This is a genomic window from Sphingobium sp. HDIP04 (assembly GCF_000445085.1).
In the GTDB taxonomy this organism is placed as follows: Bacteria; Pseudomonadota; Alphaproteobacteria; order Sphingomonadales; family Sphingomonadaceae; genus Sphingobium; species Sphingobium indicum.
Window position 1 is genome coordinate 1 of record NZ_ATDO01000073.1, and the last position, 17,957, is coordinate 17,957.

The window sequence follows — 17,957 nt, forward strand, 5'->3', positions numbered from 1 at the left end:
CGCGCGGGCGACGAACAAGGCCGCCTCCAGCCTGTTCGCCGCGCTGGGCTTCGGCCTGTCGGGCGCGGCCTTCACCCTGGGCATGCTGCTGCTGGCGCGGGAGCTGCCGGTGGAGGCTTATGGCCGCTTCACCCTGGCCGTCGCCCTGTTCAATATCTTCGGCCTGCTGACGCCGCTGGGCGTCGATCAGTTGTTCCTGCGCGGGCCGATGCGCGCGGGTAAAGGATTGCTGGCTTTCCTGATCCTCTCCGGCCTTGTGGTGGGCGGACTGGTGGGCATGGTGGCAGGCCTGCTGGGCGGACTGCATCCGGCGGAGGCATGGCTGACCGCGCTGGCGATTGCCGGCGGCGGGCTGGTCGCGGCGACCAGCACCGGCCTTCGCGCGCGGGCCGTGCCCGGCGCCTCCATGCTGCTTGCGATTTCGGCCAGTTTCGTCCTGTTGCTGGCCGGGACCGCGGCCGTCGCCTTCGGCCTGAAGGACGGGACGGCGCCTCTTGCCATATTCGCCGCCGGAAACATCGTCTTCGGCGCGATCGGCTGGGGCCTTCTGCGCCGCAGGGCGAAGGACGGCGATGCCGTCCACCCGGCCCGCCGCTGGCGCGAGGCGGGATCGATGCTGGGCCTCGTCGCCCTCGGCACGGTGTCGCTTCAGGTCGAACGGATCATCATCCCGATCCCGCTGGACCTGAAGGAACTGGCGCTGTTCGGCGTGCTGGCGTCGGTCGCGATCTTCCCCTTCCGCCTGCTCGCGTCCGGCGTCGGCTTCACCCTCGCCCCGCGCCTGATCGGTGCGCAGCGGGCGCGCCGACAGGCCATCGTGCTGGCGGAGGCCAGGCCGCTGCTGGCGGTGATCGTCGCGGCGACGGCGGGCCTTGTCGCCTGCGGCCCGTGGATCGCCGCCATGGTGACCGGCGGCCTCTATGCCATCGGCCCGGCGCTGATCCTCGCCGCCTGCGCCAACGGCGTGGGGAAGGTCGCCATGGCCTTCCCCCGGGCGATGCTCACGGCGGCGGGATCGCCCGCCGATCTGGTGCTGCTCAACGGATGGGGCGTGGTGGGTCTGGCGCTCACGGTCTGCGGCGCGCTGGCCGGGGCCGCCTGCGGAATCAGCGGGCTTCTATGGGGCGCGACGCTGGGCGGCGCGATCCCGACGCTGTTCACCCTGCACCTCGCCTGGCGTCGGCTTGGAAAGGATTGAGAAATGACCACCCAGATGGGCTTTGCTGAGATGATGCAGTCGCTGCACGCCGGATCGGCGGCGCTCGACTACCGCAAGACCGGCCGGCTGCTGCGCGAGATGGAGGCGCAGGCCGGCGTGCACGTTGCATTGATGGGCAATGTCACGCTGGACCTTCTCACCCCCTTCCTGCGCGTGGAGGCGGCGAAGGTCGGCCAGATGTCTGCATTCCATGTCAGCCCGTTCGGCCAATATATGCAGGCCCTGCATGCCGAGGCGCTCCAGCGCTTCGACCCCCACGTCATCGTCCTGCTGCTGTCGGCGGAGGCGATGCGGCCCGACGCCTTCGAACGGTTCCACCAGCTTTCCGTTGAGGACCGTCATCGCCTGCGCGACGACATGATGGCGGAGGTCGAGGGCTGGATCGACAGCGCGGTCATGCGCACCGCGGCGACGCTCATGGTCGCCAATTTCCCCTGTCCTGCGAGTGCGCTGGGCGTCGCGGACCTCAGCAGCGATTATGGCGAGCGCGAATTCTTCCTGGACCTGAACCTGGCGCTGCTCCGCGCGGTGCGGGCGCGCCCCAGGGCCATGATGCTCGACGTGGTCGCAGCGATGGGCCGGGTCGGCACGCGCCAGGCGGTGGACCGCCGGATGCACTATGTCGCCGGACTGGGCTGGACGGAAGCGATGATGCGGGAATTCGGGGCGGTCTTCGCCCATGCGCTGGTCGGCGCGCTCGGCGCCGCGCGCAAATGCCTGGTGCTGGACCTCGACAACAGCCTGTGGGGCGGGGTGGCGGGCGAGGACGGCCCCCATGGCATCCGCGTCGGGCGCGGCGACATGGTGGGGGAGGCGTTCCGCGCCTTCCAGCTCAGGATCAAGGCGCTGAAGGAACGCGGCATCCTGCTCGCATTGTGCAGCAAGAACAATCCGGAAGATGTCGAGGAAGTGTTCCGCCTGCGTGACGACATGCCGCTGCAATTGTCGGACATGGCGGCGACGGCGATAGGCTGGGACAGCAAATATGCGGGTATCGGGAAGATCGCAAGGCAGCTCAACATCGGTCTGGACGCGTTGGTGTTCCTCGACGACAACGCGGCGGAGATTGCGGCCGTGCGGCAATATTGCCCGGAAGTCCATGCCGTGCTGCTGCCGTCCGACCCATCCGACTATGTCGACATATTGGACGCGCTGCCCTGGTTCGAAAAAAGCCGCTTGACGGCGGAGGACAGGGCCAGGACCGAACATTATGCGCTGGCCGCCAGGCGGGATGGGCTGTGCGCTTCCTGCGACCCGATGGACTATCTGCGCGACCTCGACATGCGCGCGGCGGTCCGCGACGCAGGACCGGCAGACCTGTTGAGAGTGCATCAGCTTTTCAACAAGACCAACCAGTTCAACCTGACCACCGCCCGCCCCACCATGGGGGAGGTGGAGGCGATGATGACCGATCCGGCATGGCAGCTTATCGTGGCGGATCTGCGCGACCGCTTCGGGCAATTGGGCACGGTCGGGATCTGCGCCCTGAGGCGGGAGGGCGCGGCGCTCCATATCGGGCATTTCCTGATGAGTTGCCGCGCCATGGGCCGGGGCCTGGAGCATGCCATGATGAACGAGGTCAAGCGCCGCTTTCTGGAAAGCGACGCCGCATCCCTGCACGGCACCTATGTTCCGACGGCCAAGAATGGCCCGGTGCGCGGCTTTTTCGACGATCAGGGCTTTGCCGCCAGCGATGGCGGCGACCGCACCGACTATGCGCTTTGCCGGGCGGATGTCGCGTTCAAGGATTGCGACTGGATCATGCTGGAGACGGAATAATGGCTGTGAACATGGACGACCTGCTGAACCTTGTCGGCGACATCATCGAAGTCGATCCGTCCCGGATCGGCCTGCGCCTCGACCGGGACGAGGTTCCGGGCTGGGATTCGCTGGCCCATCTGCGGATCATCACGGCGTTCGAGGCGCAATATGGTGTGCGCCTCAGCATGGATCAGATCGCCGAGATCCGCACGGTGGAACAATTGTCGCGGACATTGGGCGGGGCGTGACGCCATGCGCATGGGTGTCGCCATACGCCGCTTCGCCATTCCGGGCTTCGTGCACAGCCTCTACCATCTGTTCGCCGGGCGCGCGATCGTCAGCCCGCGCGCGGAAGTGGAATGGAGCAGGCTGCTGAAGATCGGCCGCAAGTCTCAGATCAGTTCCTTCGTGAAGATCAAGGCGAGCGAAGGGCCGGTGCGGATCGGGGAGCGGACCGACATAGGCTGCGGCGTGTTCATCGCCGGGCACAGCCATGGCATCGTCATCGGCGACGACTGCCTGATCAGCCCGAACGTCTCCATCATCGGCGTCAATTACCGCTATGACCGCGCCGACCAGCTGATTCGCGAACAGGGGTTGCAGTCGGGCGGCCCGACCAGCATCGGCAACAATGTCTGGATCGGCGCGGGCGCGGTGATCCTGGACAACAGCCAGATAGAGGATGGCGCGATCATCGCGCCCAATGCGGTGGTATCAGGCCGGGTGCCCGCCATGTCGATCATGTCGGGCAATCCCGCCAAGCTGGTGTTCACGCGCCGATGAGACTGTTCGTCACCGCCCGGCTCGACGACCTTTATGCACGGTGGACCCGCTGGCGCCTGCGGGCGGCGGGCGGCAAGGCGGGCCGGGCCTTGCGGGTGCGCGGCGGCGTGCCCTATCTCGCCGGACAACTGATCCTGGGGGAGGCTGTGCGCCTGCGCAACGAGCCCGTCCGCATCAGGCTGAAGACCGCCGGAAGCGGCCGGATCGTCCTGGGCGATCAGGTGTCACTCAACAGCGGCGTCACCATCTTCAGCGCCGCCAGCGTGGAGATCGGCGCCTTCAGCCGCATCGGGGATCATGCCAGCCTGTTCGACACCAGCTTTCATGCCGTGCATGAAGGGCATGCCGCCCGGCCCCGGCCGATCCGCATCGGCCGCAATGTCTGGATCGGGCGCAACGCCACGATCCTGCCGGGCGTGTCGATCGGGGATCACAGCGTCATCGCCGCGGGCGCCGTGGTGTTCCAGGATGTTCCCTCCCGCCAGCTCTGGCGCGGCAATCCGGCCAGTTTCGTCAAGCATGTCCGCGCGGGCGACGATTTCATAAGACAATAAGGGAAGCATCATGTCCGCAACCGCTGGCGGCATAGCCGGGAAAATCCGATCGGGCATGGCCTGGTCGCTGGTCGAAAGCTGGAGCGTGCAGGCGCTTCAGTTCCTCGCCTTCATGATCGTCGCCCGCTATGTCGACGCCGCGGCGCTGGGGGTGGTCGCCATGGCGCTGCTGGCGGGGCAGTTCTTCCAGATGACCGTGCTGTCGGGCATCAGCGCCCCTATGGTCAGCGCCGGGCGCGACGATCCCGACCTGGACGATACCGCCTTCTGGATCGCCTTCGCCCTGGGCGCGCTGATGCTGCTGCTCACCCTGGCCTGCGCCGGCGTTGCAGAGCGGGCGCTGGACCAGCCGGGCCTGGCATGGGTGCTGCGCTGGCTCAGCATCGCCAATTTCCTTTCCGCGCTGAACGTCGTGCCGCAGGCCTGGCTGACGCGGGCGCTGATGATGCGGCCGCTGGCGGTGCGATCCACCCTGTCGACCATGGCGGGCGCGCTGGTCGGCATTCCCATGGCCATGGCAGGCTATGGGCTGACGGCGCTGGTGATGCAGAATCTGGCGACCGCGCTGGTCGGCGCCGCGATCCTCTGGGCGGCGTGCCCCCGGCGGCCGCGCTTCCGCTTCGCGCGGCAGAAGGGACGGGAAATCTTCTTCTACAGCCGCCATGTGACGCTGACGGGCATCGCCAATTTCTTCAATTCCAACTCCGACGTGCTGATCGTGGGCGTCGTGCTGGGCGCGGCGGCGGCGGGCGTCTACACGGTCGGCAAGCGCGCGCTGCTGGCCGCCAACCTGCTGCTGGCGCGGGCCCTCTCCCGCGTGGCCTTCCCGGCCTTCTCCCAGCTCAAGCATGATCCGCCGCGACTGGCGGCGGCCTTCCTCAAGCTCGTATCCGCGACATCGCTGATCACCACCCCGGCCTTTGTCGGCATGGCGCTGGTGGCCGATCCCTTCATCCATCTCGTCTTCGGATCGCGCTGGGCGGGGGCGGTGCCGGTGATGCAATATCTCAGCCTCTTCGGCGCGCTCCAGGCGATCGGCATCTATAACCAGTCGCTCATGCTCGCCCTTGGCAAGCCGCAATGGCAGACGTGGCTCGCCGCGCTCTATGCCGTGGTGAACTGCACCCTCTTCTTCGTGACGGCGGATCAGGGGCCGGGCGCGATCGCCGCCGCCTTCACCCTGCGCGCCTGGCTGCTCTATCCGCTCTCCGTCCTGGGCGTGGTCCTGCTGCTGCCGATCGGCTGGGGCGATTATTGGCGCGCCGTTCGGCTGGGATTGTTCGCTTCCGCGGCCATGGCGGGATGCGTTCTGGGCGCGCGGCCCTTTCTCGTTCAGATGGCCCCGGCGGAAGTCCTGACCGTCACCATCCTTACCGGAGCGCTGGCCTATGGCGTTGCGCTCCTGTTGCTTGGGCGAAACGCCCTGGCGCAGCTCCTGATGTTCGCCCGGGGGCGCTATGGCGCGGCATAATCTATGTTAATATATTGCTCTTGCGCGGTTTTATTGCCGTAATGATGTAAAATTCCGTAGCAATACCTACTAGGCAATCCGTAACCATGCTGTTACCACTGTTGCAACGCAGCAATTCCCCTTAAGCTATTTCCCTTAGGAAGGGCTGGCTTAGGGGGATAAAGCATGAGCTGAGTCGGGCTGATCCCGGCGGCTCCAATAAAATAGGGTAAGCCAGGGTCGCAAGAAATAGTTCTGGGCTATAAGCGCGGAGTCAAAAGCTATGCTTGCAACCGATGCCGGGGAGCGCCTTCAACGGCGCTTCTCGCTGGCATTCCTGCGTAATGCGTCGCGGCGGTTCGCCCCCGCCGCGTGGATTGCCCCCGCCGCGTGGATGGGCGAAGTGCGCTGGAGCGGCGTCGGCAAATATATCGCATCGCTGCTCATTGTCTTCCTCGCCTCCTCGTGGATTTTCCGCAACGGCGTCGCGTCGCTGACTGCCGGGGACTATGCCGTCCTGACCCTGATCGTGATTTTCGTCGCGACCCTGATGGGGATCGGCCCGGGCGCGGTCACCACCACCGGCCTGCTGACGGTCATCTATGCCATTGTCGACGTGAATATCAGGGGCGGAAGCGGCGAGGACGGCCTGGCCTTCCTGCTGGTCATGGTGGCGGCCAATGGGGTGGCGCTGAAATCCACCTTCTGGCGTGCGCGGGCGGAGCGGCAGGGCGCCTATGTCAACCGCCTGACCGAGCAGTTGAAGCTGCTCACGGACGGATCGGTCAACTATGCCCTCTACATGACCGACGTGGAGGGGCGGGTCGTCCACTGGAACCGGGGCGCCGAACGCTTCACCGGCTGGGACAGCCGCGACATCCTGAATCGCCCGGTATCGCTGCTCTATTCCCAGCATCCCGACATGGAAGACAATATGGCCGAAGCCTTCGCCCTGGCCAAGGAGCATGGCAGTTGCGAATTCGACTGCCATTTCATCAGGAACGACCGCACCGGCTTCATGCAGAACTGCGTGGTGACGGCGCTGCGCGACAACAAGGGCCGGCTTCAGGGCTTCGCCAAGCTGGTGCGCGACGTGACGGCGGAACGGGCGCAGGAAGTCGCCCTGCAGGAACGCGAAGCGGAATTGCGGTCCATCCTGGAAACCGCGCCGGACGCGGTGTTCGTCGTCGATATTTCAGGGCGGATCGACTATATGAACAGCACCGCCCGCCGCATGTTCGGCTATAGCCTGTGCGAACTGGAAGGGGCGGAGTTCGACCATCTGCTGACCGGAGCGCAGCCGCCGCGAGAGGTTCGCGACGAGCCTCTCCATGTAGAGAGCGACAGGCCGCTATCCTATCCGCGCAGGCTAATCGGACGGCGCCGCAACGGCTCCAACTTTCCCATCGAGATGAGCTTCGTGAAGATGGAGGGCGCGCATGAGACGCACTATACCGCCTTCATCCGCGACCTCACCGAACAGGATGCGACCAAGGCGCGGCTGGAACTGCTCCAGACAGAGATGCTGCACGGCACCCGCTACAGCGCGATGGGCGCGATGGCGTCGATGCTGGCGCATGAGCTGAACCAGCCGCTGACCGCGCTCGCAGCCTATATGGAGGGCAGTTCGATCCTGCTGATGCGTGGGCAGGAGGCGGACCGACCGAAGCTGAACCGCATCTTCCGCTCCGCCGCGCAGGAGGCGGTGCGCGCCGGCGCGATCATGCGCCGCCTGCGCGATTTCGCCAGCGACGGCGAGGCGCAGCTGGAAATCCACGACGCGCAGGATGTGGTGCGCAGCAGCCTGGCGCTGATCGCCGCGATGGCGGAGGCGGCGGACGTCACCGTGGACATGGACGTTGCGCCGGGCACCGGATCGATCTTTGCCGATCCGATCCAGATTCAGCAGGTGATCGGCAATCTCTGCCGCAATGCCATCGACGCCATGCGCGAGGAGCCGGAACGGCGGCTGACCGTGCGGGTCGCGGCGGCGGACGAACTCACCACGCATTTTCTGGTTTCCGATACCGGATCGGGCATTCCGCCCGCGATCAGGGACCGGATTTTCGATGCCTTTGTCAGCAGCAAGGAAGAGGGGACCGGCGTCGGCCTTTCCATCTGTCGCACCATTGTCGAAGCCCATGGCGGACGGATCTGGCTGGAGCCGAGCGTCACGGGAAGCTGCTTCGGTTTCAGTCTCAGACGCAAGAAGGGAAACGCCATTGGAACCCACTAAGCTGATCCACATCGTGGATGACGAGGATTCGGTCCGCGCCGCGACGGCCTTCCTGCTGGAACTGGAGGGCTATACGGTCCGCACCTGGCAGCGCGGCACGCATTTTCTGGCGGCCGCCGCGAACGAGCCGCTGGGTTGCGTGATCATGGACCTGCGCATGCCGGAAATGGACGGGATAGAGGTGCAGCGGCGACTGAACGAGGCGGAACTCTATTTCCCCATCATCATGCTGACCGGCCATGGCGACATCGCCTCCACCGTGACGGCGATGAAGATGGGCGCGGTCGATTTCCTGGTGAAGCCGTTTGAGCGGGAGACGCTGCTGCGCGCGGTCGAAAATTGCTGGATGCTGTTCCAGGATACCGGGGCGCGCCGCCAGCGGGCAGTGCGCGCAGGGGCCATGGTGGAAAAGCTCACCCCCAGGGAGCGCGACGTGCTGTCGGGGCTGACCATGGGCCTGCCGAACAAGCATATCGCGCTGCAATTGGGCATCAGCCCGCGCACCGTGGAAATCCACCGCGCCAATCTGATGTCCAAGCTGGAGACGCGAAGCTTGTCCGATGCCTTGCGCGTGGCCTTTGCCGCCGGGATCGGCCGGCAACTGGATTGCTGAGAAACGCCGGCCGGCGATTGGCGGGCCGTTGCTTCCGCCCCGGATCGGGCAATCCCCCGAATGGATCGCCTTCAGCCGCCTTCTTCGGTCGGATGAGTCATTGGAGCGGTTCGACCGGCAATAGTCCCGGTCGAACCGCTCCACCGCGCCTGGATGCGAAGCCTTCGTCCTCCGATCCCTGGCGCGTCGACGCCTTTCCCACTCTCTCCTGAAACTTCAGCGCCGCCGTCCTGCCGGCGATCTGATCGTGAACAGGGCATCCTCGGGCGCCGCCCTGCTCTTGACGACCTGCAATTGCGATCCGCCATAGGGGGGGTGCGGCAGGCCCGCTTGCCTGTCCTGGCCCTCCATCCGGGCGGATGATTTCACCAGCCGCAGCGATGCCCGTTTCGCGCCCTGCGTCGACCGGCGCCATGTGCGTCCTCTCCGCTTTCGCCTGATAAGATCCCAGGTGAGATAGGGCAGCGAAATGACCAGAAGATAAAGCGATACCGGCAACCACAGGAGCGCGAATAGCCGATCCCGCCACCCGATCCTTACAATATTCCGCGACTTGTCCTGCAATCGCCAGAGATTACAGGACCCAAGCACCCATATCCCGGAGACGACCGCCATCGCGATAATCATTGCCATCCTGTTCCATCATCCAATCGCAGCTCTTTCGGCTGCGTCGCGAAGCTGTCCTGGATGAACTATAGATGAAAGGCGTCATCTGTCATCTACGCAGGAATACGCACCGGCCGGTATTTCGCGCTATCCCTCAACCCTCTGTATTCTCCCGGATTGCACGTAAAGCGACAATATGTCTGATTTGGCGCGGATAAGGATCAGGTCGCCGGAACAGATATTCTGCAACAACTGCGTTTCGATCGAATGCGTGCAACGGCACGGAGCATCCTCCAGGCGCGCAAAATGAGGTGTGCATGTCGAGAATTGACCTGGCGATGGCGACCCGTCCTGCCGGCGGACGGGGCCCTGCCGCGGCGCATCGCGCCGTGCGGATCTGTCTTTGCCTTGCCCTGGCGCTGTGGGACATGGTGGCGTTGACATGCGGGCTGAGCGTCGGGCTGGCGCTCGCGCCGGTGGATGCGGGGCTTCGCGACAGCGGCGCCTCCGTCGCGGCGCTGCTCATGGCCTATCTCATCATCGCCTTTCACAATCAGGCCTATGATCCCCGCGGCCTGACCAATGCGACGACCAGTTGCCGCAATGCCGCAAGGGCCTTTGCCGGCACGGTGCTGATCTTCTTCCTCGTGCTGTTCGCGGTGAAATCGACCTCGACCTTCTCGCGCAGCGCGGTGCTGGCGGGCCTGGGTTGCGCGGGCGGGCTGCTGCTGGCGCAACGGCTGTTGCTGAGCCGCCTTATCGAACGTTATTTCGGGGAGCGGCTGTTTGCCGAACTGTTGATCGTGGACGACTGTCCGATCCCGGAAAATCCGGGCCATATGGCCCTGGTGGACGCGCAGGCCATCGGCCTTCGCGCCGATCTGGACGACCCCTATATGCTGCACCGGCTGGGCATGTTGCTGCGCGATCACGACAGGGTGGTCGTCGCATGCCCTGCCGAGCGGCGGGTGACCTGGGCGCAGATGCTGAAGGGCGGCAATATATTGGGCGAGATCGTCTCTCCCGAAGTCGAATCCATGGCGCCGCTGACGGTCGGGCGCTGGCAGGACATGGCCACGCTGGTGGTGGCGCGAGGGCCGCTGAACCTCGCGAACCGGGCGACGAAGCGGCTTCTGGACCTGTTCGTCACCGTGCCTCTGCTGATCGGGCTGATGCCGCTGATGATCGCCGTTGCCGTTGCGATCAAGCTGGATTCGCCCGGCCCCGTCTTTTTCCGTCAGCAGCGGATCGGGCGGGGCAACACCCTGTTCAGCATCCTCAAATTCCGCAGCATGAAGGTGGAGCGATGCGACATGGACGGCGTACGCTCGGCCAGCCGGACGGACGACAGGATCACGCGGGTCGGCCGGTTCATCCGCCGGACCAGCATCGATGAATTGCCGCAGCTCATCAATGTCCTTCTGGGGGAGATGAGCCTTGTCGGACCAAGGCCTCATGCCATTGGATCGACGGCGGAGGACATATTGTTCTGGCGCGTCGACCGCCAATATTGGAAACGGCATGCGCTGAAACCCGGAATAACGGGTCTCGCGCAGATTCGCGGTTTCAGGGGCGCCACGGAAACCAGGGCGGATATTTTGCAGAGGGTGGAAGCCGATCTTGAATATATGAATGGATGGAGCCTGATGCGCGACATCGTGATCCTGTTCGGCACCGTCCAGATTCTGGTGCACAGAAACGCCTTCTGATCCCTTGGCAAGACTGCATTTCGGATCAATATCCCTCATTCAGCCGGAACTGGGACAAGGCGCGGCATGGCCTCGGCGCATCGCGGTGCGGGACGGGGCGACGGGGCACCTGCAATGAAGGCTCGACCATGTTCGATCTGATTGAATCAGATTGCCGCTCCGGATTTCTTGTTTTCCGCGGCTACTTGATCGGCGGATCAGCCCCTCCATTCCTAGGCAGCGTGGACAAATTAGAAAATGTTGTGAAATGGCCATGAGCGGACGTCATTTACCGTCACCCCGGACTTGGTCCGGGGTCCCGCTTTCTTTCTGAGTCCGCGCCCAGCCCAAGGCAGCGGGACCCCGGGTCAAGCCCGGGGTGACGAATAGGGGGGAGGGGTGACGAATAGGGGAATGACGGCTCCCCACCCAAATCACTCAGTCCGGCAAGTCTTGAATTTGTCCACGCTAGAATGGAGGGGCTGATCCGACGGTATGAGATCAACTCCTCCACTCCACTATGTTACCGCACCTTCTTGAGCATGCCGTGCATGTCGACCCACCGCACGAAGGCGTCGAACCAGCCGGTGCTGGTGGTCGCCTTGGGATACATGCCGAAGCCGTGGCCGCCCTGCTCGTATAGGTGGAATTCCACCGGCCGACGCGCCGTGCGCCAGTCGTCGATCAGCTTGAAGTCGCGATTGCCGAACAGCGGATCGTCGGCGGCGATGGCGGCGAACATCGGCGGCGCGTCCTGCGGCACGGTCATGCTGCCCAGCGGACCGTAGATATTGCCGATGAAGGCGGGCTTCGCTTCCGTGGCCGACAGCGTCGTCGCCATGGTCAGCATCGCGCCGGCGGAAAAGCCGATCATGCCGATCCGGTCGGGGTCGACATGCCATTGCGCAGCGCGGGCGCGGATCAGGCGGAAGGCTGCGGTGGAATCCGCCAGTTGCGGGGCAAGGTCTGTCGCCGCCGATGCGGGGGCGGGCAGCGGCGCCCTGGCCGCGCCGGAGAACATCTCCTGCATCGACCGTTCGAAACCCGCCATGTCGGCGGGCGTCTGGCGCAGCCGATATTTCAGCACGAAGGCGGCGACTCCCTTGGCCGCCAGCGCCCGCGCGACGTCATAGCCCTCATTGTCCATGGAAAGCGTGCGGAAGCCTCCGCCCGGCGCGACGACGACCGCCGCCCCCGACGCCTTGGCGGGATCGGGCAGGAAGGGGGTCAGCGTCGCGACGGTGACGTTGCGGGCAAAACGGCTGCCATATTGGCGGTGCCAGCTTTCCTTCGCCGTGGCGCCGGGGAGTGCGCCGGTGCCCAGTTCGATCGCGTCGGGCTGGGCCGGGGCGGCGATGGGCGTCATCCTGTCGTCCTGCGCCTGCCCCAGCGCCGGGGCGGCAAGCGCGCAGGCGGCGATGCCGATGGCGAGGGCGCGGGCCGCCGGGAAGCGGAACGGGCGGCGCGATGCCTTGCGGGCCGATAGATGCTTCATCTCATCCTCCTCTGATCATCATTTCCTATTGCAGGTCGAGCACGACCACCGACTTGGGCGGCAGCGCCACCCTCAGCGTGCCGCCGCTCACCTGCGCGCCGGTGAAGGCTGCAGGCTTCACCACCTCCGGCGCGTCGAAGCTGTTATGCGAATTGATCGCGGGGGCGGTCAGGATGCGGCCCGACACGTTCGCGGCGTTCAGCCCGTCCAGCTTCACCGTCACTGTATTCGTCTGGTTGGGATCGAGGTTGGACAGGCCGACATGGACCTTGCCGTCCCTGGCCCTGACCGCCGATCCGCTGACCGCCGGCATGACGAACCTGTCCTTGTTGTACCAGGGCGTGTCGATGTCGATCGGCAGCACCGTCGCATCCTGCCAGGGCTTGTACATTTCGAAGACATGATAGGTGGGGGTGAGCACCATCTTCCTGCCTTCGGTCAGGATCATCGCCTGCAGGACGTTCACCATCTGCGCGATGGCGGTCATGCGCACCCGGTCGGCATGTTTGGCGAAGATGTCGAGGTTGACGGAGGCGACCAGCGCGTCGCGCAGCGTGTTCTGCTGCCGCAGGAAGCCGGGATTGGTGCCGGGATCGGGCGCATACCATGTGCCCCATTCGTCCACCGCCAGGAAGACGCGCTTCTGCGGGTCATATTTGTCCATCACCTTGCTGTGCCCGGCGATCAGCTCGTCCATCTTCCAGGTGGCGGCCAGCGTGTCGGCCCAGCCGGTCTCGTCGAAATTGACCGGGTCGGCCTTGGGGGGCCAGCCGCCCTGGGGCAAAGTGTAGTAATGGAGCGACAGCGCATCCAGTTGCTTGGCCGCGTCGCGCATCATCACTTCGGTCCAGTTATAGTCGCCGCCGTTCGCGCCCGACGCGATCCGCACCAGCGTCTTGCCCGCGGGAACCTTCAGGAAGGTCGAATAGCGCTTCGTCACGTCGGCGGCATATTCGGCGCGCATGTTGCCGCCGCAGCCCCACAGCTCATTGCCGATGCCGAAGGCGGGCAGCGCCCAAGGCTGCTTGTGCCCGTTCTTCGCGCGCTCATCGGCCAGGCTGCCGGCGGGCGCGGTGATATATTCGACCCACTCCGCCATTTCCTGCGGCGTGCCGTTGCCGACATTGCCGGAAATATAGGCTTCCGCGCCGACCTGCCGCAGCAGTTCGAAATATTCATGCGTGCCAACGCTGTTGGGCTCGGTCACGCCGCCCCAATTGGTGTTGACCTTGACCGGGCGCTTGCCCTTGGGGCCGATCCCCTCCCGCCAGTGATATTCGTCGGCGAAGCAGCCGCCCGGCCAGCGGATCACCGGGACGGACAGGTTGCGCAGCGCCGCCACCACGTCGTTGCGGAAACCGTTGGTGTTGGGGATCGACCGATCGTTGCCGACCCACAGTCCGCCATAGATGCCATGGCCCAGATGCTCGGCGAATTGCGTGAAGATGCGGCGGTCATAGACCGGGCCGGGCCGGTCGGCATGGATGGTGGCGGTGGTCGGCCTGCCGTCGGTATCGGCGCTGGCGGTCGTCGCCGCCAATGCGCTGGCGCAGAGAAGCAAGGCGGCGGTCGTGCGGCGCAGGGTCTTGATCATGGTCGTCCTCTTCGGAAAATGGCGGCGGAACGGGCGAAACCTATTTGGGCAGCGGGATCATCCGGGCGATGCTGTAGCGGGCCTGCTGGACCTGCGCGCCGTCGTCCGGCTGGCCGCTGCCGATGCTGAGGCCATAATCGCCCGGTATCAGCCCGCGCTCCCCCGCCATGGTGACGAAGCTGAGGTCGCGGGGGCTCAAGGTGAATTCCACATTCCGGGTCTCGCCGGGCTTCAGCGTCACGCGCTGGAAGCCGCGCAGGGCAAGGTTGGGCGCGCCCTCGAACCGTGGCGGCGTGATGTAGAGTTGCGCGACATCGTCGCCCGCCCTTGCGCCCGTGTTCGTGATGGTGGTGCGGACCTTGAGGCCTTTCTCGACCGAACCGTCCACCGGCTCGACCGTCAGCGGCGCATAGCGGAAGCTGGTATAGCTGAGGCCGTGGCCGAAGGGGTAGACGGGCTTCCCCCTGAAATAGCGATAGGTGCGACCTTCCATTCCATAGTCGGTGAAGGGCGGCAGGTCATTGACGCTCCTGTAGAAGGTGACGGGCAGCCGTCCGCCCGGATCGGCCCTGCCCGACAGGACATTGCCGACCGCAAGCCCGCCCGACTGGCCCGGATACCAGGCTTCGACGATGGCGGCGGCATTCTCCTTCGCCCAGGACAGGTCGATGGCGCTGCCGTTCATGGCGACGATCACCAGCGGCTTGCCCAGCGCCCTGGCCTTTTCCAGGAAGGCGCGCTGGTCCGCGGGCAGGTCCAGCGTCGTCCTGTCGCCGCCGTCGAAACCCTCCACCTTGACGGGCATCTCCTCGCCCTCCAGGTCGGAGGTGAGGCCGACCACGGCGACCACGACGTCCGCATCCTTCGCGCCGGCCGTCAGATCACGGTCGAGATCGTCGGTGACGCGTTTCCAGAAGATCGCCGGGCTGGCGGCGACGCCGCTCTCGCCCTGCAGGCGGATGGCGTAGCGCTCGCCCTTGGTCATGCGCACGTCGACCAGCTTGAGCGGTTCCGCCCAGCGCGAATAGTCGCTGGCGGAGACGACGGGCTTGCCGTTCAGCGAGACGTCGCCCTTCACTCCTGTCAGGGCCAGCCGATAGAGGCCGGTTTCGGGCGCGACCAGATAGCCGCTCCAGCGGACCCGATGCTGGTCTGACACCTGTTTGAACTCGGCCGCCCGCGACACGATGCTGGTTTCGGTCCGCGTCAGCACCGGCCGGGCAGCAAACTGGTCCTTGCCCGCGGCGTTGAAATATTCGGCCTTGATCCCCGGCTTGCCGTCCGGCGTCAGCAGCGCGGTGCCGGGGACGAGGTCGCCGTCCGTGATCGATGGGCTGAAGGGGATCACGGTCACGGCACCCGCGCCCATGACCTGCTTCAGGCCCTCCGCGACCGAAATGGGCGGCGCGCTCTTGGCGGAGGAATAATTGCCGCGCAGCACGCGGGTCGCATCCGCCAAAGGCCCGGCCAGCGCGATCTTCGCGCCGGGCCTGAGCGGCAGGATGCCGTCATTCTTGAGCAGCACCAGGCTCTTTTCCGCGGTGTTCAGCGCCAGCGCCTGATGATCGGGCGTGCCGATCGCGCTCGGCGGGGTCGCGTTGGGCTTGCGGGAGGACAGGCCCGGCAGGTCGCCATTGCGGTATCGCGCGGAAAAGAGCCGGACGAGGGCGGCGTCGATGTCGCCCATGGCGATATGGCCCCGCGCCAGCGATTCCTTGTACCGATCGCCCAGGTCGGCGCGCCCGCCCAGCGTGGCGTTGTTGCATTCGCTGTCGACCCCGTGGCGCAGCGCGACGGCGACGCCGGTGGCGGCGTCGGGCGCATATTTGTGATGTTCGTAAATGTCGACCACGGCGTCGCAGTCGGACACGACATAGCCCTTGAAGCCCCATGCGCCCCGCAGATAATCCTTGAGCAGCATGTGGCTGCCGCAGGCCGGCTGCCCGTCGACGCGATTATAGGCGCACATGATCGACCCGGCCTTGCCCTCGACAATCGCGGCGCGGAAGGCGGGCAGGTAGGTGTCCTCCAGATCGCGGGGCGTGGCGAAGATATTGTCGGTATGGCGGCTGGGTTCCGGGCCGCTATGGACCGCGAAATGCTTGGGCGTGGCGACGACCAGGGGCAGGTCCGGATCGTCCCCCTGCATTCCCTGGACGAAGGCGACGCCGATCCGCGCCGTCAGATAGGGGTCTTCGCCATAGGTTTCCTGCCCCCGGCCCCAGCGCGGATCGCGGAAGATGTTGATGTTGGGCGACCATGTGTCGAGGCCCGTGCCGATCCGGCCGAGATGTCCCGTCCGCCGCCCCAGCGTATGCAGCGCGCGGACCTCCGTGCCGATGGCGGCGGCGACCTGCTGGATCAAGGGCGCGTCGAAGGTCGCGGCGAGGCCGATGGGTTCAGGGAAATTGGTCGTGGGCACCGCGCCGATCGCGCCGTGCAGGGACTCGGTCCACCAGTTATAGGCCGGGATGCCCAGGCGCGGAATGGCGGGCGCGACGTTCAGGAGCTGCCCGACCTTCTCGTCCAGCGTCAGCCTGTCGACGATGGCCCGTGCCTTGCCGTCGGCCTCCGCCCATATGTCGCTGGCCTGGGCATGGGCGATTGCCGAGGTCGCAAGGCACAATATTGCGCCGGCCGCGCGCAACGCGAAAGCGGTCTTCATGATCGTTTCCCCAAGGAGCGCGCCGTTTTCAGCGTCGCCTGGTAGTTCTTGCCCTGGTCGGTAGGGCGCGGGGGATGGCACTTCCCCCGCGCCCGGCGCGCTCAATGGGCCGCGCTGTCCTTCGCCGCCTTGGCGACGAAGGGATTGATGGTCCGGATCGTGCCGTCGGGATTGTAATGCAGTTCGGTCACCTTCACGTTGCGCAGGCGGGTCTGGCCCGACAACTGGCTGTCGGCATAGAACAGCCACCATTTCCCGTTCCATTCGACGATGGAATGATGGGTGGTCCAGCCTTCCACCGGCTCCAGGATGCGGCCCTTGTAGGTGAAGGGGCCATAGGGCGAATCGCCGACGGCATAGACCAGATAGTGGGTGTCGCCGGTCGAATAGCTGAAATAATATTTGCCCTTGTATTTGTGCATCCACGACGCCTCGAAGAAGCGGCGGTCATGGTCGCCGCCCAGCAGCGGCTTGCCCTTGTCGTCCAGGATCTGGATCGCGCGGGGCGTTTCGCTGAATTCCAGCATGTCGCTGGTCAGCTTCGCGACGCGGGGCGCCAGCGCGGGCTTGTCGTCCTGTCCCAAGTCGGTCTTCGACCCGTTGGGATCATATTTGCCGTCGACATTGCGCTGAAGCTGCCCGCCCCAGATGCCGCCGAAATAGATGTAGCTCGATCCGTCGTCATCGGTGAAGACGGCGGGATCGATCGAATAGCTGCCCTTGATCGGCTGCGGCTGCGCCTTGAACGGACCCATCGGGTCCTTCGACGTGGCGACGCCGATGCGGAAGGCGCCCGCCTTGTCCTTGGCGGGGAAGTAGAGATAATAGGTGCCGTTCTTGTACGCGGCGTCCGGCGCCCACATCTGCTTGTCGGCCCAGGGCACGTCCTTCACGTCCAGCGCCACCGGGCCGACCGTCACGGGGCCGCCGATCCTGTCCATCGACAGGATGCGATAGTCGCGCATCTCGAAATGGCCGCCCAGATCGTCCTCCGGCGTCGGCCCGTCGATGTCGTGGCTGGGATAGACGTAGATCTTCCCGTTCCACACATGGGCGGAGGGGTCGGCGGTGTAGATGTCCGTGACCAGCGGCTGCGACAGATATTCGGACGCATCGCGCTTCGCTGCGGCCTTCGGCTCGGCCTCGTTCGCCGTCTGCGGCTGCTGGCATCCGGCGGCGAGCAACAGGGCGGCGAGCGGCAGGACTTCCAATGGGCGCAACTTGATGGGCATGCTGATCCTCTCCGGTTATTGCTATTACGATAGCGCTACCATTTTGTGAAGGCAATCTTGT

At 65.5% G+C, this 17,957-nt stretch carries 15 protein-coding genes; 10 read left to right on the forward strand and 5 right to left on the reverse strand.

Going from position 1 to position 17,957, the window contains the following annotated elements; all coding sequences use genetic code 11:
• The 8 genes from L286_RS31985 to L286_RS32020 form a co-directional block, all read left to right on the forward strand.
• On the forward strand, positions 1-1,198 hold a 1,198-nt coding region (locus L286_RS31985), incomplete at its 5' end, for a hypothetical protein (protein ID WP_021223275.1).
• 3 nt (positions 1,199-1,201) lie between these two features.
• On the forward strand, positions 1,202-2,998 hold the full coding sequence (locus L286_RS31990) for an HAD-IIIC family phosphatase (protein ID WP_020819737.1): 1,797 nt from the start codon (positions 1,202-1,204) through the stop codon (positions 2,996-2,998).
• A complete protein-coding gene (locus tag L286_RS31995; RefSeq protein WP_020819738.1) occupies positions 2,998-3,228 on the forward strand; it encodes an acyl carrier protein in 231 nt (76 codons plus the stop codon). The genes L286_RS31990 and L286_RS31995 overlap by 1 nt, the downstream gene beginning before the upstream one ends.
• A gap of 4 nt (positions 3,229-3,232) precedes the next feature.
• Positions 3,233-3,763, forward strand: a complete 531-nt coding sequence (locus tag L286_RS32000; protein WP_020819739.1) for an acyltransferase — start codon at positions 3,233-3,235, stop codon at positions 3,761-3,763.
• Positions 3,760-4,317, forward strand: coding sequence for an acyltransferase (locus tag L286_RS32005; protein ID WP_013053803.1), 558 nt, complete (start codon positions 3,760-3,762; stop codon positions 4,315-4,317). The genes L286_RS32000 and L286_RS32005 overlap by 4 nt, the downstream gene beginning before the upstream one ends.
• A gap of 10 nt (positions 4,318-4,327) precedes the next feature.
• On the forward strand, positions 4,328-5,788 hold the full coding sequence (locus tag L286_RS32010; RefSeq protein WP_020819740.1) for a lipopolysaccharide biosynthesis protein: 1,461 nt from the start codon (positions 4,328-4,330) through the stop codon (positions 5,786-5,788).
• 262 nt (positions 5,789-6,050) lie between these two features.
• Positions 6,051-8,003: a PAS domain-containing sensor histidine kinase gene (locus tag L286_RS32015; protein WP_020819741.1), complete on the forward strand. Its 1,953-nt coding sequence runs from the start codon at positions 6,051-6,053 to the stop codon at positions 8,001-8,003.
• A complete protein-coding gene (locus L286_RS32020) occupies positions 7,990-8,616 on the forward strand; it encodes a response regulator transcription factor (RefSeq protein ID WP_020819742.1) in 627 nt (208 codons plus the stop codon). The genes L286_RS32015 and L286_RS32020 overlap by 14 nt, the downstream gene beginning before the upstream one ends.
• A gap of 216 nt (positions 8,617-8,832) precedes the next feature.
• Here the strand turns inward: L286_RS32020 and L286_RS32025 are convergent, their stop codons facing one another.
• Positions 8,833-9,249, reverse strand: coding sequence for a hypothetical protein (locus tag L286_RS32025; RefSeq protein WP_125445806.1), 417 nt, complete (start codon positions 9,247-9,249; stop codon positions 8,833-8,835).
• 290 nt (positions 9,250-9,539) lie between these two features.
• Here L286_RS32025 and L286_RS49255 point away from each other — a divergent pair, with 290 nt between their 5' ends.
• Both L286_RS49255 and L286_RS49520 read left to right on the forward strand, forming a co-directional pair.
• Entirely contained in the window at positions 9,540-10,931 is a 1,392-nt protein-coding gene (locus L286_RS49255; RefSeq protein WP_031286355.1) for a sugar transferase, read from the forward strand.
• Positions 10,932-11,059: 128 nt separating this feature from the next.
• Entirely contained in the window at positions 11,060-11,188 is a 129-nt protein-coding gene (locus L286_RS49520) for a hypothetical protein (protein WP_268745331.1), read from the forward strand.
• Positions 11,189-11,433: 245 nt separating this feature from the next.
• Here the strand turns inward: L286_RS49520 and L286_RS32035 are convergent, their stop codons facing one another.
• The 4 genes from L286_RS32035 to L286_RS32050 all read right to left on the reverse strand — a co-directional run bounded on the left by L286_RS32035 (position 11,434) and on the right by L286_RS32050 (position 17,896).
• A complete protein-coding gene (locus L286_RS32035; RefSeq protein ID WP_020819745.1) occupies positions 11,434-12,405 on the reverse strand; it encodes an alpha/beta hydrolase in 972 nt (323 codons plus the stop codon).
• Between the two features lie 25 nt (positions 12,406-12,430).
• Positions 12,431-13,999 (reverse strand): alpha-N-arabinofuranosidase, encoded by a 1,569-nt coding sequence (locus L286_RS32040; RefSeq protein ID WP_020819746.1) that lies wholly within the window; start codon positions 13,997-13,999, stop codon positions 12,431-12,433.
• A gap of 40 nt (positions 14,000-14,039) precedes the next feature.
• Positions 14,040-16,664 carry a glycoside hydrolase family 3 C-terminal domain-containing protein gene (locus tag L286_RS32045; protein ID WP_020819747.1) on the reverse strand — a complete coding sequence of 875 codons (2,625 nt, stop codon included), beginning with the start codon at positions 16,662-16,664 and terminating at the stop codon, positions 14,040-14,042.
• A 101-nt stretch (positions 16,665-16,765) separates the two neighbouring features.
• A complete protein-coding gene (locus L286_RS32050; RefSeq protein ID WP_020819748.1) occupies positions 16,766-17,896 on the reverse strand; it encodes a glycoside hydrolase family 43 protein in 1,131 nt (376 codons plus the stop codon).
• Positions 17,897-17,957 lie beyond the last annotated feature (61 nt).